Origin of the sequence: Agrobacterium sp. ST15.13.015 (genome assembly GCF_027871645.1) — a bacterium.
Classification (GTDB): Bacteria; Pseudomonadota; Alphaproteobacteria; order Rhizobiales; family Rhizobiaceae; genus Agrobacterium; species Agrobacterium leguminum.
In genome coordinates this window covers 40,893-66,988 of the sequence record NZ_JAQAHF010000011.1, presented here as the reverse complement: position 1 = coordinate 66,988, position 26,096 = coordinate 40,893, and the positions used below count along the sequence as shown (strand labels likewise).

At 59.7% G+C, this 26,096-nt stretch carries 22 protein-coding genes and 2 tRNA genes; 9 read left to right on the top strand and 15 right to left on the bottom strand.

The genetic code is table 11. The features are described 5' to 3' along the window. Positions 1–2: 2 nt before the first annotated feature. Complete coding sequence (locus PIB16_RS17645) at positions 3–1,190, bottom strand: cystathionine beta-lyase (RefSeq protein WP_125145669.1); 1,188 nt, start codon at positions 1,188–1,190, stop codon at positions 3–5. Positions 1,191–1,566: 376 nt separating this feature from the next. Between PIB16_RS17645 and PIB16_RS17640 the strand changes: the two genes are divergently transcribed. The 6 genes from PIB16_RS17640 to PIB16_RS17615 all read left to right on the top strand — a co-directional run bounded on the left by PIB16_RS17640 (position 1,567) and on the right by PIB16_RS17615 (position 6,721). Continuing rightward, positions 1,567–2,589, top strand: a complete 1,023-nt coding sequence (locus PIB16_RS17640; protein ID WP_065655015.1) for an amino acid ABC transporter substrate-binding protein — start codon at positions 1,567–1,569, stop codon at positions 2,587–2,589. Between the two features lie 106 nt (positions 2,590–2,695). Continuing rightward, complete coding sequence (locus PIB16_RS17635; RefSeq protein ID WP_065655014.1) at positions 2,696–3,892, top strand: amino acid ABC transporter permease; 1,197 nt, start codon at positions 2,696–2,698, stop codon at positions 3,890–3,892. A gap of 2 nt (positions 3,893–3,894) precedes the next feature. Beyond that, the gene (locus tag PIB16_RS17630) at positions 3,895–5,052 is read left to right on the top strand and encodes an amino acid ABC transporter permease (protein WP_142845528.1); all 1,158 of its coding nucleotides are present in this window, start codon (positions 3,895–3,897) and stop codon (positions 5,050–5,052) included. An 11-nt stretch (positions 5,053–5,063) separates the two neighbouring features. Further along, entirely contained in the window at positions 5,064–5,837 is a 774-nt protein-coding gene (locus PIB16_RS17625; RefSeq protein WP_003524857.1) for an amino acid ABC transporter ATP-binding protein, read from the top strand. Between the two features lie 303 nt (positions 5,838–6,140). Further along, a tRNA-Glu gene (locus tag PIB16_RS17620) sits at positions 6,141–6,215 on the top strand. Positions 6,216–6,646: 431 nt separating this feature from the next. Further along, positions 6,647–6,721, top strand: a tRNA-Glu gene (locus PIB16_RS17615). Between the two features lie 142 nt (positions 6,722–6,863). Here the strand turns inward: PIB16_RS17615 and recJ are convergent. From recJ to PIB16_RS17590, 5 genes are all read right to left on the bottom strand, one after another. Next, on the bottom strand, positions 6,864–8,672 hold the full coding sequence (gene recJ, locus PIB16_RS17610; RefSeq protein WP_271046137.1) for a single-stranded-DNA-specific exonuclease RecJ: 1,809 nt from the start codon (positions 8,670–8,672) through the stop codon (positions 6,864–6,866). 94 nt (positions 8,673–8,766) lie between these two features. Continuing rightward, positions 8,767–8,991, bottom strand: coding sequence for a hypothetical protein (locus PIB16_RS17605; protein WP_161987935.1), 225 nt, complete (start codon positions 8,989–8,991; stop codon positions 8,767–8,769). A 187-nt stretch (positions 8,992–9,178) separates the two neighbouring features. Next, positions 9,179–10,489, bottom strand: a complete 1,311-nt coding sequence (locus tag PIB16_RS17600) for a homoserine dehydrogenase (RefSeq protein WP_080856383.1) — start codon at positions 10,487–10,489, stop codon at positions 9,179–9,181. 60 nt (positions 10,490–10,549) lie between these two features. Next, positions 10,550–11,770, bottom strand: a complete 1,221-nt coding sequence (locus PIB16_RS17595; RefSeq protein ID WP_035260789.1) for an LL-diaminopimelate aminotransferase — start codon at positions 11,768–11,770, stop codon at positions 10,550–10,552. Positions 11,771–12,073: 303 nt separating this feature from the next. Continuing rightward, positions 12,074–13,033, bottom strand: coding sequence for a nucleoside hydrolase (locus PIB16_RS17590; RefSeq protein WP_271046063.1), 960 nt, complete (start codon positions 13,031–13,033; stop codon positions 12,074–12,076). Positions 13,034–13,217: 184 nt separating this feature from the next. Between PIB16_RS17590 and PIB16_RS17585 the strand changes: the two genes are divergently transcribed. Continuing rightward, positions 13,218–14,021, top strand: a complete 804-nt coding sequence (locus tag PIB16_RS17585) for a TSUP family transporter (protein ID WP_271046062.1) — start codon at positions 13,218–13,220, stop codon at positions 14,019–14,021. Positions 14,022–14,052: 31 nt separating this feature from the next. On the opposite strand, the gene PIB16_RS17580 is transcribed toward PIB16_RS17585, so the two are convergent. The 8 genes from PIB16_RS17580 to hemN form a co-directional block, all read right to left on the bottom strand. Beyond that, complete coding sequence (locus PIB16_RS17580) at positions 14,053–14,748, bottom strand: hypothetical protein (RefSeq protein ID WP_035240634.1); 696 nt, start codon at positions 14,746–14,748, stop codon at positions 14,053–14,055. A gap of 279 nt (positions 14,749–15,027) precedes the next feature. Beyond that, the gene (locus tag PIB16_RS17575) at positions 15,028–15,957 is read right to left on the bottom strand and encodes a lipid A biosynthesis lauroyl acyltransferase (RefSeq protein ID WP_174039167.1); all 930 of its coding nucleotides are present in this window, start codon (positions 15,955–15,957) and stop codon (positions 15,028–15,030) included. Positions 15,958–15,962: 5 nt separating this feature from the next. Beyond that, the gene (locus tag PIB16_RS17570; RefSeq protein ID WP_059758710.1) at positions 15,963–16,991 is read right to left on the bottom strand and encodes a zinc-binding dehydrogenase; all 1,029 of its coding nucleotides are present in this window, start codon (positions 16,989–16,991) and stop codon (positions 15,963–15,965) included. A 145-nt stretch (positions 16,992–17,136) separates the two neighbouring features. Further along, positions 17,137–18,420 carry a beta-ketoacyl-ACP synthase gene (locus PIB16_RS17565; RefSeq protein ID WP_271046061.1) on the bottom strand — a complete coding sequence of 428 codons (1,284 nt, stop codon included), beginning with the start codon at positions 18,418–18,420 and terminating at the stop codon, positions 17,137–17,139. A gap of 11 nt (positions 18,421–18,431) precedes the next feature. Further along, the gene (locus PIB16_RS17560) at positions 18,432–19,628 is read right to left on the bottom strand and encodes a beta-ketoacyl-ACP synthase (protein WP_080856386.1); all 1,197 of its coding nucleotides are present in this window, start codon (positions 19,626–19,628) and stop codon (positions 18,432–18,434) included. Positions 19,629–19,837: 209 nt separating this feature from the next. After that, positions 19,838–20,317: a 3-hydroxyacyl-ACP dehydratase FabZ family protein gene (locus PIB16_RS17555; RefSeq protein ID WP_271046060.1), complete on the bottom strand. Its 480-nt coding sequence runs from the start codon at positions 20,315–20,317 to the stop codon at positions 19,838–19,840. 89 nt (positions 20,318–20,406) lie between these two features. Further along, on the bottom strand, positions 20,407–20,691 hold the full coding sequence (locus PIB16_RS17550) for an acyl carrier protein (protein WP_003495848.1): 285 nt from the start codon (positions 20,689–20,691) through the stop codon (positions 20,407–20,409). A 114-nt stretch (positions 20,692–20,805) separates the two neighbouring features. Beyond that, the gene (hemN, locus tag PIB16_RS17545) at positions 20,806–22,155 is read right to left on the bottom strand and encodes an oxygen-independent coproporphyrinogen III oxidase (protein WP_271046059.1); all 1,350 of its coding nucleotides are present in this window, start codon (positions 22,153–22,155) and stop codon (positions 20,806–20,808) included. A gap of 213 nt (positions 22,156–22,368) precedes the next feature. Between hemN and fnrN the strand changes: the two genes are divergently transcribed. Then, a complete protein-coding gene (gene fnrN / locus PIB16_RS17540; protein WP_065655003.1) occupies positions 22,369–23,094 on the top strand; it encodes a transcriptional regulator FnrN in 726 nt (241 codons plus the stop codon). A 547-nt stretch (positions 23,095–23,641) separates the two neighbouring features. On the opposite strand, the gene PIB16_RS17535 is transcribed toward fnrN, so the two are convergent. Continuing rightward, complete coding sequence (locus PIB16_RS17535) at positions 23,642–24,067, bottom strand: hypothetical protein (protein ID WP_223215599.1); 426 nt, start codon at positions 24,065–24,067, stop codon at positions 23,642–23,644. 139 nt (positions 24,068–24,206) lie between these two features. Between PIB16_RS17535 and PIB16_RS17530 the strand changes: the two genes are divergently transcribed. Beyond that, on the top strand, positions 24,207–26,066 hold the full coding sequence (locus PIB16_RS17530) for a PHA/PHB synthase family protein (RefSeq protein ID WP_271046058.1): 1,860 nt from the start codon (positions 24,207–24,209) through the stop codon (positions 26,064–26,066). Positions 26,067–26,096 lie beyond the last annotated feature (30 nt).

Below are 26,096 nucleotides of genomic sequence, written 5' to 3'. Positions count from 1 at the left end.
GGTCAAACCCCGGCCGCAGCCGCAAACCCGGCCTCAAGGTCCTTCTTGAGATCGGCGATATCCTCAAGCCCGATCTGTAGGCGGATAACCGGCCCTTCCGAGGGGCCCTTGGCGATGGTTCTGTCGACAAGCGACACCGAAACGGCAAGCGATTCGTATCCGCCCCAGGAATAGCCGAGCCCGAAGAAGGTCAGCGCATTGAGGAAGGCGGCCGCCGCCTGCTTGTATTTGCCTTCTTCCGCCTTCAGCACGAAGGAGAAGACACCGCTTGCGCCCTTGAAATCGCGCTTCCAGAGTTCGTGCCCGGCAAAGCTCGGCAGCGCCGGATGCAGCACACGGACGACGTCGTCACGGCTCTCCAGCCATGTGGCAATATCGAGCGCGCTTTTCTGGTGGTGCTCCAGCCTTATTCCCATGGTGCGCATGCCGCGCAGGATCTGGTAGGCATCGTCGGAGGTGACGCAGATGCCGAGATTGGTATTGGCCTGATAAAGCGCCTTCCAGTGCTTTTCATTGGCCGAAACGAACCCCATCAGCACATCCGAATGACCCGAAGGATATTTGGTGGCGGCGTGAATGGAGACATCGACGCCGAAATCGAGCGGCTTGAAATAAAGCGGAGTCGCCCAGGTATTGTCCATCGTCACCACGCAATCATGGCGGTGAGCGATATCGGTGATCAGCCTGACATCCTGGATCTCGAAGGTGTTGGAGCCCGGCGCTTCCAGATGTACCAGCTTGGTGTTTGGCCGGATGAGAGCCTCAATGCCCTCCCCGATTGCCGGGTCGTAATATTCCACCTCGACACCGAGCTTCTTCAGCATCGTGTTGCAGAAACGGCGCGTCGGAAAATAGACGGAATCGACGATCAGCGCATGATCGCCGGCGCCGAGATAGGCAAGGAACGGCACGGTGATGGCCGCAAGGCCCGAGGGCACGAGAATGGTTCCGGCAGACCCTTCCAGCTCGTTGACGAGATTGCACAAAGCATCCGTCGTCGGCGTGCCGTGCGTGCCATAGGTATATTTCTGGTTTTCGGTCGAAAGCGTCTCCGCGTCGGGAAAAAGCACGGTCGAACCGCGCACGATGGGCGGATTGACGAAACCGAAACAGTCCGCGGGATCGTTGCCGCCATGGGTCAGGCGCGTATTCACACCTGCGGCGGAAAGCAGGTCATTTGTCTTGGTCATTTCAGATCAGCTTTCGAAGGAACATTGACGCGTGCGACAATGCTAAGAGCGCAACGCAAGGTCAAGTCCCGCAGGGACGCCTGGGCAGGTCGGATTAACGCATCGCCAATCAGAATACAAGAAGTATACAAATACTGTGCAAGTGCAAATTTCCGCAAAAATATGCTTATATTTTCACCCTTTGCACACTTCCCGACCAAAATTTGGAAAATTCCGTTTTATAGGCACAATTATTGCCCGCACGTCTTGACCCCGCTGCCAATTGCGATTGTGATAGAAAAAGCGGATCGAAAAAGATCTCGCCGAAGGGGGAGCTGGGGAAGACAAACATGCCGGTCCCCTTCCAAGTGACGATAACAAACAAAGGTTGGGAAAAATGAAAAAGGCAATTCTGTCGGCCGCCATCGGCGCAGCAGTTTTGGGAGGAGCCTCGGTCGCTTCGGCTGCGACGCTTCAGGATGTGAAGGGCAAGGGTTTCGTCACCTGCGGCGTCAGCGCCGGCATTCCGGGATTCTCCAATCCCGATGACAAGGGCGAATGGTCCGGTATCGACGTGGACTATTGCCGTGGTATTGCCACTGCGGTTTTCGGTGATCCTTCGAAAGCCAAGTTCGTCGCACTTTCGAGCAAGGACCGATTCCCGGCTCTCCAGTCCGGTGAAGTCGACGTTCTGACCCGTAACACCACCTGGACGATCAGCCGCGACACGTCGCTGGGCTTCAACTTCCGTACCGTCAACTACTACGACGGCCAGGGCTTCATCGCCAAGAAGAGCCTCAACGTGAAGTCCGCTCTTGAGCTTTCCGGCGCTGCCGTCTGCGTGCAGACCGGCACGACTACGGAGCTCAACCTCGCCGACTACTTCAAGACCAACAATCTGCAGTACAACCCGGTGGTTTTCGAAAAGGAAGCCGACGCGACCTCTGCTTATGATGCTGGCCGTTGCGACGTCTACACCACTGACCAGTCTGGCCTTTACGCGATCCGCCTGAAGCTGAAGAACCCGGACGAAAACGTCGTTCTGCCGGAAGTCATCTCCAAGGAACCGCTTGGCCCGGCCGTTCGCCAGGGTGACGACCAGTGGTTCGACATCGTGACCTGGGTTCACTATGCGATGGTCAACGCCGAAGAGCTTGGCATCACCTCCAAGAATGTTGATGAGCAGAAGAACAGCGCCAATCCGGATGTGAAGCGCCTGCTCGGCACGGAAGAAGGCACCAAGATCGGTACCGATCTCGGCGTGACCAACGACTGGGCCTACAACATCATCAAGCTGGTGGGTAACTACGGCGAAGTCTTCGACCGCAACGTCGGCGCTGGCTCTCCGCTGAAGATCGAGCGTGGCCAGAACGCGCTGTGGACCAAGGGCGGCCTGCAATACGCACCGCCGGTCCGTTGATCGGCCCCATTACCCGCTAGATCATAAGGAGGCTGGGCAACGCCCGGCCTCCGCTTCAAATTATATAAATAAGCTCGCAAAGAGCACATAAAAGGGAAAGGTGCCTATGGCAGGCAACGCGGTCAGTTCGCAACGATCGCGCGCGCAAAGCGCGTCGTCACTTATCTACGATCCACGCATACGCGGCATTTTTTATCAGGTCCTGACAGTCGTCGTCCTGGCCGCCTTCGTCTGGATCATCGTGACGAATACGATCACCAATCTTCAACGGTCAAACATCTCGTCCGGCTTCGGCTTCCTCAACGGAAGAGCCGGTTTCGATATCGGCCAGTCGCTGATCGCTTATACCAGCGACGCGACCTATGGCCGGGCATTGCTCGTTGGCATTCTCAACACGATCCAGGTTGCATTTTTCGGCATCATCGCCGCCTCGATCATCGGTTTCATCGTCGGCATCGCCCGGCTGTCCAATAACTGGCTGATTTCGAAACTCGCGCAGGCCTATGTGGAAATCTTCCGCAACATCCCGCCGCTGCTCGTCATCTTCTTCTGGTACAAGGGCGTCATCTCGGTTCTGCCGCAGGCGCGCGAGTCGCTCGAGCTTCCGCTTGGAGCCTACCTCAACAATCGCGGCTTCTTCTATCCCAAGCCGCTGTGGGGAGAAGGCACCTGGCTCGTGCCGCTGGCCTTCCTGGTCGCCATCGTTCTCAGCGTCTTCGTTTACCGCTGGGCAAAGGCCAGACAGGAAAGAACCGGACAGCAGTTCCGCACCGGCATAACGGTGACGCTTCTCATCATCGGCCTGCCGCTGGCGACGTTTCTGGCGCTGGGGGCGCCGCTGACATTCGACTATCCGATTGCCGGGCGGTTCAATCTCTCCGGCGGCGCGGTTGTCGCACCTGAATTCATGTCGCTGTTCCTGGCGCTTTCCTTCTACACCGCTTCCTTTATCGCCGAAATCGTTCGCGGCGGCATCAAGGCTGTGGCGAAGGGTCAGACGGAAGCTGCGGATGCACTGGGACTTCGCTCCAGCACCACGACGCGCCTGATCGTCGTTCCGCAGGCGATGCGCATCATCATCCCGCCGCTGACGAGCCAGTATCTCAACCTGACCAAGAACTCCTCGCTTGCGGTCGCTGTCGGCTTCGCCGACATCGTCTCGGTCGGCGGCACGATCCTGAACCAGACGGGACAGGCAGTCGAAGTCGTTGCAATCTGGCTGGTCATCTATCTCTCGCTGTCCCTGCTCACGGCCGTGGTCATGAACTGGTTCAATGCGAAAATGGCCCTGGTGGAGCGATAACGATGACGATCAGCAATAACGCATTCGTGCGACAGACCATCGAGGACGCCAAACCCGCGCCCTCGAGCGCCGTCGGCTTCGGCCACTGGCTGCGCACCAAACTCTTCGCCACGCCTAAGGACACCGTTCTCACGGTTATCGCCCTTGCCCTGCTCGCCTATCTGGTGCCGCCGATCATCAAGTGGCTGTTCATCGACGCGGTATGGACCGGCAGCGATCGTATCGCCTGCCTGACCGCTTCGCAGGGCGGCGCGCTGCCGGACGGCCAGTCCGGTGCGTGCTGGGCTTTCGTTTCGGCAAAGCTCGGCCAATTCGTCTTCGGCCGCTATCCAATCGACGAACGCTGGCGTCCCATCCTGGTGATGGTGACGTTCGCCATCCTGCTTATACCGATGCTGATTCCAAAAGCGCCGTTCAAGCGACTGAATGCGCTGGCGCTTTTCATCATCCTGCCCTTCATTGCGTTCTTCCTGCTCATCGGCGGCGTCTTCGGTCTGCCGAAGGTGGAAACGCAGCTGTGGGGCGGCCTGATGGTGACCCTCATCCTGTCGTTCTTCGGGATCACGGTGTCGCTCCCCTTCGGCATTCTTCTGGCGCTCGGCCGGCGGTCGAACCTGCCGGTGATCAAGATGCTCTGCGTGCTCTTCATCGAGGTCATTCGTGGCATTCCGCTGATTACCGTCCTGTTCTTCGCCAGCATCATGCTGCCGCTGTTCCTGCCCGACGGCTGGACCTTCGACAAGTTCCTGCGCGCGCTCGTCGGCGTGTCGCTGTTCTCCTCGGCCTATATGGCGGAGGTGATCCGCGGCGGCCTGCAGGCCATTCCTAAGGGACAATATGAAGGTGCGGATTCGCTCGGCCTGAACTACTGGCAGAAGACGCGGCTGATCGTGCTGCCGCAGGCGCTGAAGCTCGTCATTCCGGGCATCGTCAACACCTTCATCGGGCTGTTCAAGGACACGTCGCTGGTCTCGATCATCGGCATGTTCGACCTGCTCGGCATTGTCACACTCAACCAATCGGATGCGAACTGGGCCACGCCCGTCACCGCCATGACTGGCTATATTTTCGCAGGCTTCGTATTCTGGATATTCTGCTTCGGCATGTCGCGTTATTCGCTGTTCATGGAACGGCACCTCGACACCGGGCATAAACGATAAGGGACGCTCAAATGGCAGAAACCCAAGCAAAAAAACTGACCGTCTCGACTACGGACGTGGCGATCGAACTCATCGGCATGAACAAGTGGTATGGCGACTTCCACGTGCTGCGCGATATCAACCTGAAGGTCATGAAGGGCGAACGCATCGTTATCGCCGGTCCTTCCGGGTCGGGCAAATCGACCATGATCCGCTGCATCAACCGTCTTGAAGAACATCAGTCGGGCACGATCAATGTCGATGGCATCGAACTCACCAACGACCTTAAGAAGATCGATGAGGTGCGTCGTGAAGTCGGCATGGTGTTCCAGCACTTCAACCTCTTCCCGCATCTGACGATCCTCGAAAACTGCACGCTGGCGCCGATCTGGGTTCGCAAGATGCCCAAGAAGGAAGCCGAAGAAGTGGCGATGCACTATCTGAAGCGCGTCAAGATCCCCGAGCAGGCGAACAAATATCCCGGCCAGCTCTCCGGCGGCCAGCAGCAGCGCGTGGCGATTGCCCGCTCGCTCTGCATGAAGCCGAAGATCATGCTGTTCGACGAGCCGACCTCGGCGCTCGATCCGGAAATGGTCAAGGAAGTGCTCGACACCATGGTGAGCCTTGCCGAAGACGGCATGACCATGCTGTGCGTCACCCACGAAATGGGCTTCGCCCGCCAGGTGGCAAACCGCGTCATCTTCATGGACCAGGGCCAGATCGTCGAACAGAACTCGCCCGCCGAATTCTTCGACAACCCGCAGCACGAGCGCACCCGGCTGTTCCTCAGCCAGATTTTGCACTGAGACTGCGATCGACATGTATATCGAGCGGGGCCGTTTCGGCCCCGTTTTCGTTTCTGGAGACCTGCTGAAATCTTTATCTCCATGCACGAGCGCGACGATTTCGATTCCGTGATTCCACCGCTTTCGAAGCGCCAAGAGCACGAAAATGGGCGCGGCGTCACAGTTTAACCATTTGTTACGAAACAGGAATCCTTGTTTTTCAGGGCTTCTGGCGGCCCATGTCATTTTTTTGTCAAATCATGCATTTTTCCGCTTGCAGACCTTCAGGAGCCTGACTATAAGGGCGCCACACCACAAGCGCACGCGCCCTTCGTCTATCGGTTAGGACGTCAGATTTTCATTCTGAAAAGAGGGGTTCGACTCCCCTAGGGCGTGCCACTTGCCTTCGTGTTCTCCCCCTTCAGAATATGACAACATTGCATCAGCTGGCAAATTCGTCACGCGTGATCAATGTGCCGGAACCGATTCCCGTCGGGTACGTTAGAATGCTGTCCCCCCCGATGGAAGGCAAGCCGGACGAAACGCCAACAGGCAAATCGACCGGCTTGCCTTTCCCCTTCAGCTCTCCCCCCGGCCGCCTTTGCCAGCTAAGGGTTAGAGACTGCGTCCCCCGCCTCCCGCAAGACATGGGGCCATTACTGACGCGCAGCGATAGGGGCGATATTTCAAGGCCTTGGCCAGTTCGGGCGCAGTTTTCCACAGCCCTTCCGGCCTCCATAAAAAAACTCGTCACGAAGCGAGAAAAATCAATTTTTCCGCTTGCGGACCAACCGGAGCCTGACTATAAGGGCGCCACACCACAAGCGCACGCGCCCTTCGTCTATCGGTTAGGACGTCAGATTTTCATTCTGAAAAGAGGGGTTCGACTCCCCTAGGGCGTGCCACTTGCTTCTCCTTAAAAATCAGCTGCCTGCACGAAAATCTTCACGCATCGCGTAAAGAAGTCTCGTTGTGTCTCATCCACTCGCCTGGGCCGGTGTCCGGTGAAATTCCAATATAGCTGGAAGGCCCTGTCATTGCGCAAAGTCAGGGCGCGAATGCCGCGTCCAGAACGCGCAGTTGAACGCGCCTCTGGCCCTGCCAGAGATCGGCGCCCACGGTGCCTGCGACGTGAATGTTCCTGCCACGCGCATTCAGCAGCATCTGCCCCAGAGGCGCTTCTGCGGCGCGAAACGCGATACCGTCCAGCCGCGAGCCATCCATGGCCTCCAGCGTGATCTTGACGTGAGCTGTACCCACAAGCCGCACATCGCGCAGACGATGCGCCGGCACGGCAAAGATGGGCTGCGAATGACCGGAGCCATATGGACCGGCCTGCTCCAGCTGGTCGACAAGCTGCAATGTCGCGCCCGACGCGCCGATAGCGCCGTCGATCTTCAGCACGCTGCTTTCCACCAGCTCGTTCACGGTCTTTGCCGCCGCTTCCTCGAAGAAAGTCCTGAGCTTGCCGAGATTGGCGCGCTCCACCGTCAGGCCGGCCGCCATGGCGTGACCGCCGCCCTTGACCAGCAAGCCGGCCTCCACGGCAGCGCGCACCATGCGACCCATATCGAAGCCGTTGATCGAACGGCCGGAACCGGTGCCCTTGCCGGAGGGATCGAAGGCAATGGCGAAGGCGGGACGGCGGAAGCGATCCTTCAGACGCGAGGCAAGCAGACCGACAATGCCGGGATGCCAGTTTTCACGCGCAGTAACGATGACGCCCGCACCCGAGCCGTCGCCATATTCGAACAGCGCCTCCGCTTCGGCTTCCGCCAGCATGGCCGCTTCCATGGCCTGTCGCTCGCGGTTCAGCTCATCCAGCCTCTCGGCAATGACTTCGGCCTGCGAAGCATCGTCGATGGTGAGGAGACGGCTGCCGAGCGCAGCGTCGCCGATGCGGCCGCCGGCATTGATGCGCGGCCCGATCAGGAAACCGAAATGATAGGGCGTCACCGGCCCGCCCAGCCCCGCCTTCTTAAACAAGGCGGCAAGCCCGGCATTGTTCATATGGCGCGCGGCAATCAGCCCCTTTACCACATAGGCGCGGTTGAGCCCTTTCAGCGGCACCACATCGCACACGGTGGCAAGCGCGACGATATCGAGAAGCGACAGCAGATCGAGCGTGAAGGCCTGCCTGTGCCGCTTCTCTTTCAACAGCCGCAGGGTGGCCACCAGCACGAGGAATACCACGCCGGCGGCACAGAGATGCCCCTGCCCCGAAAGATCGTCCTCGCGGTTGGGATTGACCAGCGCCACGGCCGGCGGCAGCTCCGTGCCGACCTGATGGTGGTCGATCACCACCACATCCGTTCCCGCATCTTTGGCAGCCTTCAGCGATTCATGGCTGGTGGAGCCGCAATCGACCGTCACGATCAGCGTCGCACCATTGGCGGCAAGCTGCTGCATCGCCGCCGGGTTCGGCCCATAGCCCTCGAAAATGCGGTCGGGAATATAGATTTCCGGTGTCAGACCGAAATGCGCGAGAAACCGGTACATCAAAGCGGAGGAAGCAGCGCCGTCGACGTCGTAGTCGCCAAAGATCGCCACCTTCTCGCCTGTCTCGATGGCCCGCACCAGCCGCTTGGCGGCCTTTTCGCAATCGGTCAGCACATGCGGATCGGGCATCAGGGAACGGATGGTCGGATCGAGGAACGCCAGGGCGTCATCAACACCCACACCGCGCCCGGCAAGCACCCGTGCGATCAGTTCTGGAATGGCGTGGATCTGGGACATCGCCAGCGCACGGTTCTGCCCGGCCTGATCCAGCCGCGAGACCCAGCGCTGTTCTGTCGCCGACCGCTCCACGCTTAGAAACGCGCGGGCCACGGTATCGGCCGGCTCCATCATTGCCATGCTGTCCATTCATCCTGTCATGCGCCCAATCGCGCTTTAAAACGGGCTAAATGGCGATGGCGCGTTTTTCAAGCAAAAACGCGCTTATGAGGATTCACACCGAAAAAATCGAGAAAAACGGGCTGACGATCGAGACAGCGCCAACAAGCAGCAGCAGTGAGAACACGGCAAGCGAACACCAGTTGCGCTCATGCTTCCCCATATCGAATTCCATGCTGCGAATATTGTCATTGGCATTGTGAGGCCGCGCCCGGTGATGGGCGGCCGCAAAGCCTGCGCGCTTATTGTCCTTGAACAGGATGATCGATGTCACGGCCACGCCTCCCTCGCTTGGTGAACAGGATTAACCATAGTGCCGAATCGCCTTGTTTTCCAGCGCTTCCGACGCCGTCCCCCCAAATTTTATGGGCGCGAGACTACCGACACGATGCGGGCAGCCATAGAACGAAAAACCGCGCCTCCATCCGGAAGCGCGGCCCTCGATAACATCAAGATCACGAAGCGTCTCAGGTCCGCTCGATACGGATGACCTGCGGCTCGCTGACGAGATATTTCTCGTTCTTGATCGCCTTCACGGCCTTGCGGATCGCATCTTCCATCGTCGCATGGGTAACGAGAATGATGGTCTGCGGCGCGCCTTCCACATGCACGCGCTGGCGCTGCACGATGGATTCCAGCGAGATGTTGTTATCCGCCATGCGGGTGGCGATGGAGGCAAAGACGCCGGCCTGATCCTTCACCGTCAGGCGAATGAAATAACCGCCCTCATGGCTCTTCATCTTGGCGCGGCGGTATTCCGTCAGCGATTTCGCCGGACGGCCGAGAACCGGCACCTGCTGGGCGCCCGGACGGCTCTTGGCGATATCGGCAATGTCGCCCAGTACGGCAGACGCCGTGGCGTTGCCGCCCGCACCCGGGCCAACCATCAACAATTCGCCGAGAATATCGGATTCGATCGCCACCGCATTGGTCACGCCATCCACCTGGGCGATAACGGAATCGAGCGGCACCATGGTCGGATGCACGCGCTGCTCGATGCCGGATTCGGTCACCTGCGCCACGCCGAGAAGCTTGATGCGATAACCGAGCTCGGCGGCCGCCTGAATGTCCTCGCTGGAGATATTGGTGATGCCTTCCAGATAGATGTCATCGGCCGAAATCTTGTTGCCGAAGGCAAGCGTCGTCAGGATGGCCAGCTTGTGGGCGGTATCGTTGCCCTCGATATCGAAGGCAGGATCGGCTTCGGCATAACCCAGCCGCTGCGCTTCCTTCAGACAGGCCTCGAAGGACAGCCCTTCCTTCTCCATCTTGGTCAGGATGTAGTTGCAGGTGCCGTTCATGATGCCGTAGATGCGCGACACATGGTTGCCGGTCAAGGATTCACGCAGTGCCTTGATGACGGGGATACCGCCGGCTACCGCCGCTTCGAAATTAAGAAGCGCGCCCTTGTCTTCGGCAATGGTCGCCAGTTCCACACCGTGCTTGGCCAGCAGCGCCTTGTTGGCTGTCACCACATGGAGACCGCGTGCAAGTGCGGCGCGCACCGCATTTTCCGCCTGACCGGAAGCACCGCCGACGAGTTCGACGAACACGTCGATCTCCGCTTCGCTCGCCAGCTGCTCGGGCGTGTCGAACCAGGTAATACCCGCAAGATCGATGCCACGGTCGCGCGAACGGTCGCGCGCACTCACGGCAATAATCTCAATCGCGCGTCCGCAGGTAATCGCAAGTTCGTTGCTTCTCTGCTGGAGGATGCGCACGAGCGAAGCGCCGACAGTGCCGAGCCCCGCTATGCCGATTCTCAATGAATCTGCCATGGGTATGTTCCTGATTGCTGTTGATGGTGGCGGCCGGCACCCGGCCGCCTTGGGTTGCCCTTATCTGTGGGCGTTGAGCGAAACGACGTTATGCATCGTTTCGTCTGCACTCGACAGGAAACGCTTCAGATTGCGCGCTGCCTGACGAATTCGATGCTCGTTTTCCACGAGCGCGAGACGGACGTAATCGTCGCCCATCTCGCCAAAGCCGATGCCGGGAGCAACGGCAATATCTGCCTTCTCGACCAGAAGCTTGGAGAATTCCAGGCTGCCGAGATGGCGGAATTTTTCCGGAATCTTCGCCCAGGCGAACATCGTCGCCGCCGGCGGCGGAACTTCGAAACCGGCCTTGCCGAAGGTGTCGACCATCACATCGCGGCGGCGGCGATAGACATTGCGCACTTCGGCAATGTCGGAACCGTCACCGTTCAGCGCATGGGTCGCCGCAACCTGGATCGGCGTGAAGGCGCCGTAATCGAGATAGGACTTCACACGCGTCAGCGCCGCGATCAGCCGCTCGTTGCCGACGGCAAAGCCCATGCGCCAGCCGGGCATGGAGAAGGTCTTCGACATGGAGGTGAACTCCACCGCAACGTCGATTGCGCCGGGAACTTCGAGAACCGAAGGCGGCGGATTGTTTTCGTCGAAATAGATTTCCGAATAGGCAAGGTCGGAAAGCACGATGATCTCATGCTTCTTCGCAAAGGCGATCACGTCCTTGTAGAAATCCAGCGAGGCGACATGCGCCGTCGGGTTCGACGGGTAGTTGACGATCAGCGCCAGCGGCTTCGGGATGGAGTGGCGCACGGCGCGCTCCAGCGGTCCGAAGAAGCTGTCATCCGGCTCGACATTCATCGAACGGATAACGCCGCCCGCCATCAGGAAGCCGAAGGCATGGATCGGATAGGTGGGGTTCGGACACAGGATCACGTCACCCGGTGCGGTGATGGCCTGCGCCATATTGGCGAAGCCTTCCTTGGAGCCGAGCGTGGCGACGACCTGCGTGTCGGGGTTCAGCTTCACGCCGAAACGGCGGGCATAATAGGCTGCCTGCGCGCGGCGAAGGCCGGGAATGCCCTTGGACGAGGAATAACGATGGGTGCGCGGGTCCTGAACGACCTCGCAAAGCTTGTCGACGATGGCCTTCGGGGTCGGAAGGTCGGGATTGCCCATGCCGAGATCGATGATATCGGCCCCGGCCGCTCGCGCGCTCGCTTTCAAACGGTTGACCTGTTCGAAGACGTATTGCGGCAGACGCCGGACCTTGTGAAACTCTTCCATCTCTTTCCTCATGGGAATGGACCGGTTCTGCCGGCCCATAACGAAGGTTCGTTTTTTGTTGTTAAACGCCGCCGACACGAACCGACCCGGCAGGCGTTATTCATTGTAGCGCAAAGCACGGGAAAACCTACAAGGCTTTTCTCGTCCCACGCCGCATAGCGGTGATCCGCCCGTCCTTCCGGCACGGCCTTTTCAGCCCCGCCGGCAAGGCGGATCGCGCACTATGATCAGGGAACTTGCATAACGCCAGATTCTTGGAAAATGCAAGGCAAGCCATGCTCAAGAACGGCCATTCCCTGCCCTTCAGCCGCGCTCACCCTTCACAATTGCCGCGCGGATGACCGAAAGCACGCGCTCCGGCTCGATATCCGTGCAGATGAGCTGGCTCGGATGCCCGTCCCAGTCGCCCGGCGGAAAGGCGCGGCCATCCGGCTTCTGGATCGTCTGGCCATCGGCAAGCCCGCCGCAAACGACACGCACCGGGCCGCTGCGGGTGGTAAACAGTTCCGGCGCGACGAGATAAACGCAGGCGCAGCTGTCATGCACCACCATGCCGTCACCGGTGCGGGTCTTGTAGAAATCGATATAGAATTGCGACAGGTCCGAAAGCAGCTGCACCGGCTTGCCGCCGGCCTCTGCCATCTCCGCCATGAAGGCGCTGGTCATCACGGTTTTCGTCGTCACGTCCAGACCGACGACGACCACGCGCCACGGCGCAGTGAAGACAAGATCGGCCGCTTCCGGATCGCCGTGAATATTGGCCTCGGCCGCCGGCGAGACATTGCCGTTTATGTCGAAGGCGCCGCCCATGACGATGACTTCCTTCACCAGCGCCGCAAAATCCGGTTCCTCACGCAGTGCCAGCGCCAGATTGGTCATGCGGCCGACGGCGATCAGCGTCACCTCACCTGGATTGGCCTTCACCGTCTCGATGATGAAGCGATGTGCGGGGCGCGGATCGAGCGGCAGGTCGATGGTTTCAGGGATATCGATATCGCCGAGGCCGTTTTCGCCGTGGATGAAGGTCGGCCAATGACCCTCTTTGCGGGCGGGATCGAAGGTCACGCCGGCGCCTCTCGCGACCGGTGCGGTCATCTGCCATTCCCGCTTGAGGAAGAGCGCATTGCGGGTGGTGATATCGATGGGAGCGTTGCCGAAAACCGTGGTGACGCCGATCAGATCGATATCGGGGTGACGGTGCAGGAACAGAAGCGCCATGGCGTCGTCTACACCGGGATCCGTATCGAATATCACTTTATGCATAATGCCCTCATCCGTATGTCTTCAAGCGCCATCCGCTTCTGCCGGCGACGCGCCACGGAAACATAACGATAAGCGGCAACACCGCAATCCCCCCGCAGGCGGCATATCATGCAGAAAAATATTGCGTGGCGGGCTTTTCAGTGAAAGAAGAAGCCCTCTCCCGCCGCTGCCCGGACATCCCCTAGTGCAAGACATCGCCCTCAACGTTTTTCTCGTCCTTTTCTGCGTCGCCATCTTTGCCGGCTTTATCGATTCCATTGCCGGTGGCGGCGGCCTCATCACCATTCCGGCGATGCTGATCATGGGCATTGCACCGCTCGATACGCTCGGCACCAACAAGCTGCAATCGCAGTTCGGCTCTGCCTCCGCCACCATCGCTTATGCCCGGCGCGGCCACGTCAATCTGAGGGAACAATTGCCCATGGCCGTCATGGCCATGCTTGGCGGCGGGCTCGGCGCGGTCGCCGCCGGCTTCGTGCCTTCGAGCGTGTTGCGCACCATAATGCCGTTCCTGCTGATCGCGATTGCGATCTATTTCGCCTTCAAGCCGCAGCTCAGCGATATCGACAGCCACCGCCGCATCACACCCTTCGTGTTCGGCTTCACCGTCGCGCCGCTGGTGGGCTTCTACGACGGTGTTTTCGGCCCCGGTGCGGGATCCTTCTACATGCTCGCCTTCGTGGCGCTTGCCGGTTTCGGCATGTTGAAAGCAACCGCCCACACCAAGCTTCTGAACCTCGGCTCGAACTTCGGCGGTTTCGTTGTGTTTGCGATAGGTGGTGCGGTTTTGTGGAAGCTCGGCCTCGCCATGGGCGTCGGCCAGTTCATCGGCGCACAGATCGGCTCCCGCTTCGCCATGAAGAACGGCGCGAAGATCATCCGCCCGCTGCTGGTGCTTTCCTGCCTGGCCATGGCGACGAAGCTTCTTATTGACGCTTCGTCCGCGTGGTCCATCGCGACGATATGGGAAACAATATTCCCGACGTAAAAGGATGGTCGTCAGAGACGGACGTGTAACGTCACGCCGTGGCGCGGCGTCTGCGATCCTCGATTTCACGGATGACGACCATCGCGCCAACAAGCTTGTAGGCAGATGAATAACACGGTGACATTTCCAACGATTTCACGATCGTGCGGCCGTTCTGGTCTTCCGCGTAGGTATACTTCGACGTATCGCCCTTGAAACAATTGTCGAGCTTGTCCCTGAGGTCGTTCTGGAAACGGTGGACGCCGACCAGCTCCGCAATATGGCAACCCACAAGCCCTTCCGGCGCATTGCGCTGAAACGCGTCAAGAGAATTGGCGAACGAAACGCGGTAGCCGGGCGTAACGATCACGACGGGATCGTCCAGATCGTTCAGCATGTCTTCATCGAGGATCAGGTGGCGATGATGCCACTCCAGCGTGTCCTCGTCCTCGTCACCAACGACTTTGGCCTTCGAAGGCATGCCGACATAACGATCAACGAGCGTCCGCAGAAGCTCGGAGTTGCGCTGGACGCAGCCCAGATCCTCCGCCTCGTGGTTGAGGAGGTCGATGGCAAAACGGAACTGCTCGCGAATATCTTCGGAATTTTCTGTCTTGCGTCCGACGACCCGCTCGAGAAGCTGCTCCAGTTCACGCTCCAGCACTGCGATCTTGTCGGCTTCGTTCTTACCAACGGCAGATTGCAGTTCCGTATAACGCAGCCAGAACAACTCAATCAAATCTTTCAACCCAACTCTCCCTGAACGGGCATAACCCGGTTCCCAATGCGAACGGATTAACCCTTTGCCCCCTGATTATAGCGTCTTTGCGCTTAAAAATGACGTAACGAAACGCAGGAACGCTGCGAGGATTGTTGTCCAAAATATCACAGCAGCCGCCAATTTTTCAATTTCGATAATCCATGAACGAAAAATGAGGTTCCATTAATATGGAAAAAACATCGGAACACATCATTCTACGGCCGAATTTCGTAAAAATCGCCGAGGATCGGGCCGCACGGCATCACCTTAAATCTGGTGCTTCACGTCCCATCGGTCGTGATACCACAGCCATTGTCCGGGGTATTCGCGCACCCAGCTTTCCACCTTGTCGTTCAGAAGCTGCGCCGTCGCCTGAATGTCGACATTACCCTTCTCATCGCGCGGAATTTCAACCTTGGGCTCTATTTCCAGCCTGTAGCGATTGTCGGGAAGACGAACGCAACGGGCCGGATAGACATCGCAGTTGAACTGCCGCACCAGCTTGGCAAGCAGCGGGTTGGTGCGGACTTCAAGGCCGAAGAACTTTGTCGTCAGCCCCTTGCCGAACTTCTGGTCGACGAGCACGCCGACACCGCCGCCCTTTTCCAGCTGCCGCGCCAGCGCGAAAGAGGAGCCGGCGTGCGACGGCACAAGATTGCCCATGCGCTCCTTGCGGAAGTTGAACACCTTGTCGGCCACGAAAGGATTGTTCGGCGGACGGAACAGCACCGTTACATCGAGACCGAAAGCCGAGCCGGCCACCGGCAGCAATTCGAAATTGCCGCTATGGGCGGTAAAGACGATGAAGGGTCGCGGATTGTCGCGCAGCTCGAGGAAGGTCGGAATGCCCTCGACCTCGATGCGGCCCGTTTCGTTCTTTTCCGGATCGAAATCGAACAGCCGGTCGAGAAACACGTATTCCGCCGCAAGCCGGCCCATATTGGCCCAGCTATCCATGGCGATCTCAAGCCGCTCATCTTCGGATTTCTCCGGAAAAGCGCGCGCCAGATTATGGAGCATCAGCTTGTGGCGTTCGGTTTTCGGCCCCACCCAGCGCGCCAGCCGGTCGGCGGCGCGAATGCCCGCATCAGCGGGAAAGAGCTTCAGCAGGTTGAGAAGGCCGAAGGCGAATGTCGCAATCAGCCACTGCCGGAAGTGGTCCAGTTTCAGGACAATCCGTGTCAGGAAAAGCTTCAAGATGCTCAGTCCATCCGCAGCACGATTTTGCCGAATACCTGGCGTGTCTCCATGCGCTCCAGCGCCCGGTCGATATCGTCGAAGGTCACTTCGGTGTCGATGACGGGATGAACGATGCCGCGCGCCATCTTCTGCATGGCGTTGGCCATGTTTTCCATACGGCAGCCGAACGAGCCGAGTAGCTTCAGCTGCTGCTGGAACAGCATCATAAGGTTGATATCGGTGGAGACGCCCGACGTCGAACCGCAGGTGACGAGACGGCCGCCGCGCTTCAGCGAGAACATCGAACCCGCCCAGGTGTCCTTGCCGACATGTTCGAACACGACGTCGACACCCTTCTTTTTCGTCAGCTTGCGCACGACGCCTTCGAAACGGTCGGTCCGGTAGTTGATGACGTGATCGGCGCCCAGCGCCTTCGCCCGTTCGATCTTGTCGTCGGAACCGACAGTGGTGATGACGGTGCAGCCCATCTTCTTGGCAAGCTGGATCGCCGCCGTGCCGATGCCGGAACCGCCGGCATGGATGAGGATGGTTTCGCCGGACTCCAGCTTGGCATTGTCGAACAGCATGTGCTCGACGGTGCCGAAGGTCACCGGTGCGAGAGCCGCAGCAACGGCATCGACGCCATGCGGCGCAGGCACCAGCTGGCGGGCGGGAATATTGATCTTTTCCTGCGCGAAACCGTCAAGGTGGAAACCGTGCACACCCTGCACATGTTCGCACAGATTGTCACGGCCTTCGCGACACGGCTTGCACAGCCCGCAGGTGCGCGCACCGTAGATCGACACGAGCTGGCCGGGCAGCACATTCGAAACGCCCGGACCGATGGCTTCGACCACACCCGAAGCCTCGGCACCGATGGTGAGCGGCATCTTGCGTTTGGCGAAAGCCATGCCGCGCCAGCCCCATACGTCGATGTGGTTGAGCGCAACCGCCTTGACGCGCAGCGTCACCTCGCCCGGCGCCGGCGCATCCGGTTCGGGCAGGTCCACTTTTTCGAGCTTCCGGTCGTCCACGAGTTGAAGAGCGCGCATATATCAGTCCTTCGCCCGAAGGCGTTAATCTCTAGTGCGATTCCAGCAAAACTCTGTAACCGTTTTGCGGCCGGAATGCGTAATCAAAGAAGCGAGAGCGTTTCCGCAGTTGCCCGGGAAACGCTCCTGTTGATGGCGAAACCGGTTAAGCCGGTTCCCGCGTCATGACAAGGCTTGCATTCTGCCCGCCGAACCCGAAGGAGTTGGACAGAACCGCACTCACCTGAGCATCCCGCTTCACATTCGGCACCACGTCGAGCGTGATGGTCGGATCGGGATTGCTGTAGTTGATCGTCGGCGGCAGCGTGCCGGTCAGCATGGTCTGCAGCGAGAACACGGCTTCCACGGCGCCGGCGGCGGTGAGCGTATGGCCGATCATCGACTTGTTGGACGACAGCGGAATATTCTTCAGACCCTCGCCGAAGACGGCGAGCATGGAGCCATATTCCATCTTGTCGTTCTCAGGCGTCGAAGTGCCGTGGGCGTTGATGTAACCGATATCGCTTTCTGCCACGCCCGCATCGGCCAGTGCCGCGCGGATCGTTGCAATCGCCGGGCCGCCATCGGGCGAAGACCGCGTGCGGTGGAAGCTGTCGGCCTTCTCGCCCGCACCCTTGATGATGCCGAGTACCTTCGCGCCGCGCGCAACGGCGGCTTCCAGCGATTCCAGCACCAGCGTCGCAGCACCCTCGGCGATCACGAAACCGTCGCGGTCCTTGCTGAACGGCTTGGAGGCCTTTTCCGGCGGATCGTTCTGGGTGGAAAGCGCGGAGAGAAGCGAGAAACGAATGAGCGCCTCGGCGCTGACCGAACCGTCGGTGGCCACCGTCAGCGCCCGCTCGGTGCGGCCCTGGCGGATTGCCTCGACGCCGAGCTGGATCGCGGTCGCGCCCGATGCACAGGCCGTAGACAACGTGACCGGCAGGCCGCGTGTGCCGAAACGGTCGGAAAGACGCTCGGAAATTGCGCCGAACAGGGCGGCTTCCTGGAATGCCGGGTCGGGACGCTGGCGGAAGGCCGTCAGGAACCGTTCATAGGCGTCACCCGGCTGGGCGGCCGGCGGAGACCGGTCGGCAAGCTCGAAACGGGCGCTCCATTCCGGCTCGATAGGCGGCGCCGCGAGAAACAGCGGGCCATCGAAATCGCCGGAGATACCGGCCTGCGCCAGTGCCTCGATGGTGGTTTCGCGCGCGAAGGCATAGGAACGCTCGACCGAATTCGGAACGGGGATATCGATGAAATCCACCGTACCGCTGATGCGGGTCGAAAGCCCCTCGGTCGGGAAACGGGTGATCTTGTGGATGCCCGATTTACCCGATGTCAGCGCCGCCCAGTTATCGGCGAGCCCCTGCCCGAGCGAGGTGATGATGCCCATGCCGGTGACGGCGACGATGGGACGACCGAGATGATCCCTGAAATTGGAAGTCATGGTCTTTCTCCTCAAACGTCGCGGGACAGAACGGCGACACCTTCGCCGCGCACATGGCCGACGGTGGTGACGACGGCTTCGCTGGCCGCCTCGCCCATGGGCTTTTCCTCAGCCGCATCGAAGGTAGGCACCTTCGCGCCACTTTCAAGCGTCAGCGCGGCAAGCGCCAGCCCGAGCGGAAACTGTGCTTCCAGCCCATGACCGGTGACGCCGCCAAAACCGCGAATGACGGCATTCGGCAGGGCCTTTTCGAGAATGTCCTTCTCGCGGGCCGTCACGCCGTCATAACCGCTCGCGCCGGAAAACACGACGGTCGCCGCACTGTCCTTGGCGGGAGCAAGCAGCCGCTCCATGCGCTTTTCCATCTTGCCTTCGTCACGGCTGCCGCGGTCGCCCTCGATGGCGTCGATGCGGGCGTAAATGCGCGCGCCGCGCTCGCTGGCGTGCTTGCGCGATTCCAGCACCAGGAACGCGCCGAGCGAACCGGAAACCATGCCGCCGCCTTCCTGACCTTGACGCGACCACAGCGGCTGCCAGCCGCCCTGCGCATGCGCGCCGATGGCCTCAAACAGCAGGATCATGTCGGGACGTTCCGCCGAGAAGGCGCCGCCCACCAGCGCGTGGCTCGATTCGCCGGAGCGGATGCGGTGGAACGCGGTTTCGACGGCGGAAATGCCGGCCGCTTCCTCGCCCATGAAGGTGCGGGAAGACCCGGTAACCTTGTGCACGATGGAAATATTGCCGGCCATCAGGTTGGAAAGCTGGGCAAGAAACAGCGTCGGACGCAGCTCCGTCGTCAGCTTCTCATTGAGCAGCTTTTCGCGGTCATTGCGCTTCAGCGCCTCGTCGACGATCAGCGTATCGACATTGATGTCGCGCTCACCGCCGCCGGCGGCAACGATCATGTCCATGGTGGCGCAGGCTTCGGCATCTTCCTTCAGCCCAGCATCGTCGAGTGCCAGACCGGCGGCGAAAACGCCGAGACGCTGCCAGTTTTCCATCTGGCGCTGGTCGCCGCGCTTGGCGATCTGCGCGGACCAGTCGATCTCCGGCATGGGATGGACCGGATAGGGCTTGAACTTTTCGGTCTCGACCACCGGCTCCGGCACGGCGGTTCCCGAAAGAAGCGCCACATGCGCCTGGCTGCCGACGCCGTGACAGGTCACGATGCCGACCCCTGTTATCACCACATCATTGTCAGATTTCATCGTCTGTCATCCTTTGCAGCCGGCCCCGTCGAAACGGTCACGGCTATCCAACAGCGGTCGCGAACAACCACTTCATGCGTTGCGGAATAAAGCGCGCGATGCGGATTGGCAATGGTGAAGGCCTGATCCGCCGTCGCGAGCCTACGATTTTCGTGCTCAAAAACCGGGCCGGCGGGAAAAACGCTCTCCTTCGAAACGGATGGAAACGCTTATTTCTGCGCATCCGCGGCAATCGCCGCCATCAGGCCGACTTCCTCGGCCCGCTTCTTGACGATAGGCCCAAGCGGGATTTCGCTGAAGAGCATGGTCCTGAGCTTAAGCTGCGCGTCGCAGACTTTCTTGCCATCCGAGGTGATCTTCGCCTTGGTCACTGCAAAGCCGGAACCGTCATGCTCCAGCACCGCCTCGATGTCGAGAACGGCGCCCGGCTCCACGAAGGTACGCATCTTGGCGCCGTCGACCGACATCAGGAACGGCATGGAGGCGAAATCGGAAAACGCCAGAACCATCATGCCGGAAGCCTGCGCCATTGTCTCGATCAGAAGCACGCCCGGAACCAGCGGCATGCCGGGAAAGTGGCCTTCGAAAACCGGGCTTTTGTCGGGAACGACAGACTGCGCCTTCAACGTGCGCGTCGTCATGTCCACGGCCTCGACCTTGTCGATCATCTGAAAATATTCAAGCAGCATCCGTCCGGCCCGTCTCTGGTCGGTTAGTCATGGTTTGCCCGCAGGCGGCATCAAAAAGAAAATGCCCGCTGCAAGCGGGCATTGTCACATCAGCCCTTGGCTGCGCGCAATTCGTCAATCTTGGCGCAAAGGTTCTTCAGCACGAAATATTCTTCGGTGGAAACCTTGCCTTCGTTGACTTCCTGCGTCCACTGCTCGAGCGGAATTTTGATGCCGAATTCCTTGTCGATCGCGAAAACGATATCAAGAAAGTCGAGGCTGTCGATGCCCAGATCGTCGATCGTGTGGCTCTCCGGCGTAATGGTTTCGCGGTCGATTTCGCTGGTTTCGGCGATAATGTCGGCAACCTTGTCGAATGTAGCTGTCACGCCCATAATCCTTATTGTCGTTCGTATGAATTATCCTGTCTGACGCACCACATAGGCAAGTCGCACAAAAAAGCCAATGGTTTCGTGACGTAACTTTGAAATTTGCCCCAAAACTGTTGCCTAAACAGCAACCGAATGGCGGCCGCGTCCATTGCCGAGATAGGCGTCGAAGATTGCCGCGATATTACGCACGAAGGGCTTTCCAGCCTCCGTCACCGCAAAAATATCGGCGTCCATCCGCACCACGCCATCCTTGTCGCTTGCGGCAAAATGCTGCGCCTGGGCTCTCACGGAATGGCTCACATTGCCGAAACGGTGCTGCAACTGCGAAAGATCGATAGCGAAATCGCACATCAGCCTTTCGATGACATGCGAGCGCAGATGATCGTCCTCAGACAACTCTATGCCCTTGACGGCGGCAAGACCGCCCTCGCCCACCATCCGCTGATATTCCCCCGTCGCCACCATGTTCTGCACATAACCCTGCGGCAGCCTGCCGATGGACGATGCACCAAGTCCGATCAGCGCATCGGCCGTATCGGTCGTATAGCCCTGAAAATTCCGCCGCAGGGCGCCCGCTTCGGCGGCCTGGCATAATGTATCGGTCGGCTTGGCGAAATGATCGATGCCGATGGCCTCGTAACCCGCCTGTTTCAGCATCTCCGCCGCCATCGTCATCTGGCGGTAGCGTTCGGCAATATCCGGCAGGGCATGCTCCGGGATCAGCGACTGGTGTTTTTTCATCCACGGAACATGCGCATAACCGAAAAGCGCGATGCGATCGGGGTCGAGCGACACGATCTGGTTCACCGTCTTTTCCAATGTCCCGCAGGTCTGGAACGGCAGCCCATAAAGAATGTCGCAATTGACCGAATGAACGCCCCTCGCCCGCACCGCATCCACCACGGATTTCGTCTGTTCGAAGGACTGAATGCGGTTGATGGTTTTTTGCACTTTGTCATCGAAGTCCTGAACCCCGAGGCTCGCCCGCGACATGCCGATGGCGGCAAGCGCATCGTAGCGGCTGTCATCCAGATCGTTGGGGTCCATCTCGACGCTGATCTCGGGTGCAAGGCCGAAGGTGAAATGACGCCGCAGACAGTCCATCAGGCTCTGCATGTCCTCCGGCTTCAACATGGTGGGCGAGCCGCCGCCGAAATGCACGGCACCCACCACCGCATCCGGCGAAACAAGCGCGCCGACGGCCTCGATCTCCTGCTTAAGTGCTTCAAGATAAACGGCAATCGGCTCGTATTTCAGCGTGTGCTTGGTGTGACAGGCGCAGAACCAGCACAGCCGGTCGCAATAGGGAATATGCAGATAAAGCGAGAGGCGATTCCTGTGACCGAGCGCGCCGAGCCAGCGGCGATAGGTGCCATTATCGATTCCCTCGTGGAAATGCGGCGCGGTCGGATAGCTCGTGTAGCGCGGCACTGCACCCGAATATTTGTGAAGAAGTTCGGTATTCATCGCCCGATTTGCCTTTTATCAAGAAAATGTCGATTTCCTCTCTTTCAGTAACGGCTGCGACAGTTTGCAACTTTGACTTCAATCAAATTGCACCGTAAGTTCTTGCTAAAGTAGACGCAGGGGCGACGGCTACGTGGCGAAAGCCTTGCATGAGACCGGATTTGACACCCACGGTCGTAATCGTCCCGAAAAAGCCAGCATTGGAAAAGGCTTATGGACACGCTGCAGAAGACCATCCACAATTCGGAAGAACCCGTTGTTTGCCGCTCCTGCGAGGCGCGTCACGGCGGTCTTTGCAGCACGCTGACGCCGCAGCAGCTCTGTGACCTCAATCGCCATTCCAGCCGCAAGAAACTGGAAGCGGGCAACGAGCTTCTTGGCCAGGGCGAACTCGTCACCTCCTACGGCAATATCCTAAACGGCGTGGTGAAGCTGTCGAAAATGATGTCGGATGGCCGCCAGCAGATCGTCGGCCTGCAATTCGCACCGGACTTTCTCGGCCGCCCCTTCATGGCGGAAAGCAAGATGACGGCGGAAGCCGCAACCGATGTGGAGATTTGTCTTTTCCCGCGCCGTGTCGTCGACCGGATGGTTGCCGAAGTGCCCGATATGGAACGCAAGCTCCACAGCCAGTCCCTGAAGGAACTGGACGAGGCTCGCGACTGGATGCTGACGCTGGGGCGCAAATCGGCGCAGGAAAAGGTTGCCAGCTTCCTTTATATGATCGCCACCCATATCGACCCGGAAAACGACGACAAATCCTGCTTCGACCTGCCGCTTTCACGCGCCGATATCGCCGATTTCCTCGGTCTGACCATCGAAACGGTTAGCCGGCAAATGACCAAGCTGCGCAAGGAAGGCATTATCCGCATCGAGAACAATCGCCACATCACCGTGCCGGATCTCGACGTGCTGAGTGACGCCGCCGGCAACGACTGACGGAATTTGCCTCTCACTGCCCCTGAAGTGCAGATGTCCCGAAATTGATATGCGGCGCTCGCGCCTGAGCGGGTGCGAGCGCAAAACCGGCAAGAACCAGCAAAGCGGCGATGCATTTCATGATATTTCACCCCGTGCCCCGCTTTTTCAGCGGCCTGTTTGTTATGGCTGCATCATAAGCGGCAAACCGCATCCATCCGCTTAACATCTTGGGTAAGCAGATGGTTCAAAGGCAGGGTAAAGAAGGGGTTATGATTGCCGGGCCGACAGGGCCTCAGCCGTGATTGTCGCTGTAGCAAGTTCGGCATCCCCGCTTGTTTCTTCTCCCCGCCGGGGAGAAGGTGGCCCGAAGGGTCGGATGAGGGGGCAAGCGCAGAGATATGCGGAGAGCTTGCCCCCTCATCCCGCTGCCGCGGACTTCTCCCCGGCGGGGAGAAGTCCGCGGCACCCGCTCGCTCCATATGGAATGGCGCGTTTGGGGGCATGTTTTGTCAATCAAAGATAATCTGGTCCGTCGCTGAGACCGCGCAAACTGCGCGGCGTGATCTCACTGCGAGGCGGCAGGTGTCGCAACCGGCTTCTGGTTTTCGGCAAGCGCCCGCAGCTCCGCCACGCGGCGCTTGTATTCGGCTTCCGAAATCTGGCCGTTGCGCCGTGCCGCACCGAGGCGCGAGAGGCTCGATTCCATGGTGGAGGCTTCATCCTCGCCCATCTGGGTGCCAGCGGCCGTCAGCGGCTGCGAGAAGGTCGGATAGGTGCCGGTGTCGCGCTTCTGGCTCACCGCAGTGTCGCTGACCGGGCGCGGGCCGACGATTTCGGCCGTCGGGCGGCGCATATGGGCGGGCGCGACGATCGGCTCCGGAGCCTTGCAGGCGGCAAGTGTGGCGGCGAGCATTGCGCCGGAGAGCGAAAGCACAGCGATTCTTGCCGCATTTTCCGCATATGTTCCCCATGTGCCCATGTGCTTGCCCATCGTCATGTTCCGCCTGTAAGGATATCTGCAGATATCGAATTCGACCACGGTTCGGCCCTTTGCGGCCTCCCCTTGCTGGTGGAACTTGTATTCGTTTTCATGCAGAATGTGCAAACATAAATTTGGCGGAGGATGGTGCATGGCAGGTGTTGACGGCGGGGACACGAAAAAGGGTGGCAAAACGCCCGGCTTCGACGCCAGCTCCGCCGAGGCCTACCTGATCCGCGACCCGGAAACCTTCGCGATCAACATCGCCCGTGCGCTCGAAAATCTCGGCAAGGCCGCATCCGAATGGCTCGCCCCGCGCGAACGCGGTGAGGTTCCCCACACCAGCGCCGATCCGGTAACCGATCTCGTCAGGACGCTCTCCGATGTCGCCGAATACTGGATGGCCGAACCGAAGCGCTCGCTCGAGGCGCAGACCCATCTGCTTTCCAGCTATTACGATCTCTGGGCAAAATCGGTGGCGCAGTTTTCCGGCGATGCCGATTCGGCCCCGCAAAAACCCGCCGAAAGCGGCCCTGCGGAACGCAGGAGCAGGCGTTTTGCAGATGCCGACTGGCAGGCCAATCCGTTCTTCGATTTTCTCCTGAAAGCCTACCAGACCACCGTTGGTTTCGCCGACCGGATGGTGACGGAGGCCGATGGGCTGGACGAACATACCCGCACCAAGGCGCTGTTTTATATGCGCCAGGTGACAGAGGCCCTTTCGCCGGCCAATTTCGTCTTCACCAATCCGCAGGTCTTCCGCGAGACGGTCGCCTCCAGCGGCGCCAATCTCGTCAAGGGCATGGCGCAGCTGGCCGAGGATGTAGCGGCCGGCAATGGCCATCTGAAACTGCGCCAGACCGATTACAGCAAATTCGTCATCGGCCAGAATATCGCCGTCACGCCGGGCAAGGTGGTGGCAAAAAGCCCGCTCTGCGAAATCATCCATTATGCTCCGACGACGCAGAAGGCCTTTAAACGGCCTTTGCTGATCGTGCCGCCATGGATCAACAAATTCTACATCCTCGATCTCAACCCGCAGAAATCCTTCGTCGGCTGGTGCCTCGAGCAGGGCCACAGCGTCTTCATGGTCTCCTGGATTAACCCGGATGCCCGCCTCGCCGACAAGGGCTGGGATGATTACGTTCGCGAAGGCATCGATTTTGCGCTGGATACCATCGAGGAGCGGACCGGTGAGAAGGACATCAACGCCATCGGCTATTGCGTCGGCGGCACGCTTTTATCCTCAGCGCTGGCGCTGCATGCGCAGCAAGGCGATGAACGCATCCGCAGCGCCACGCTGCTGGCCGCCCAGACCGATTTCATCCATGCCGGCGATCTCAAGGTCTTCATAGACGAAGGCCAGCTTGCCGCGCTGGACAAGCATATGCAGGCGGTCGGTTATCTCGACGGCTCGATCATGGCGACCGTCTTCAACATGCTGCGCGCCTCCGATCTCATCTGGCCCTATGTGGTCGATAATTATCTGCGCGGCGCCGAGCCCCTGCCCTTCGACCTGCTCTACTGGAACTCCGATTCGACCCGGGTGACGGCCGCCAGTCACTCGTTTTATCTGCGCAATTGTTACCTCGAGAACAATCTCGCCCGCGGGCTGATGCGGGTCGCCGGCAACCGGATCAATCTCGGCGACATCAAAATCCCGGTCTATGATCTCGCCACCCGCGAGGACCATATCGCGCCGGCGAAATCGGTCTTTACGGGTGCTGCGCTGTTCGGCGGGCCGGTGGAATTCGTGCTTGGCGCTTCCGGCCACATAGCCGGCGTCATCAATCCGCCGCAGCTTGAAAAATACCAATATTGGACAGGCCCGTCACCGGCCGGAGACTTTGACGGCTGGCAGGCCGCCGCCACCCCGCACAAAGGCTCCTGGTGGGTGCACTGGCAGAACTGGATCGAAAGCCAGAGCGCTGAAAAGGTGACGGCGCGAAAACCGGAAGACGGCAAGGGCCCCGTGCTCGGCGATGCGCCGGGAACCTATGTCCTCTCCTGACCGCACCCATCATTTCTCATCTTTCAGGCC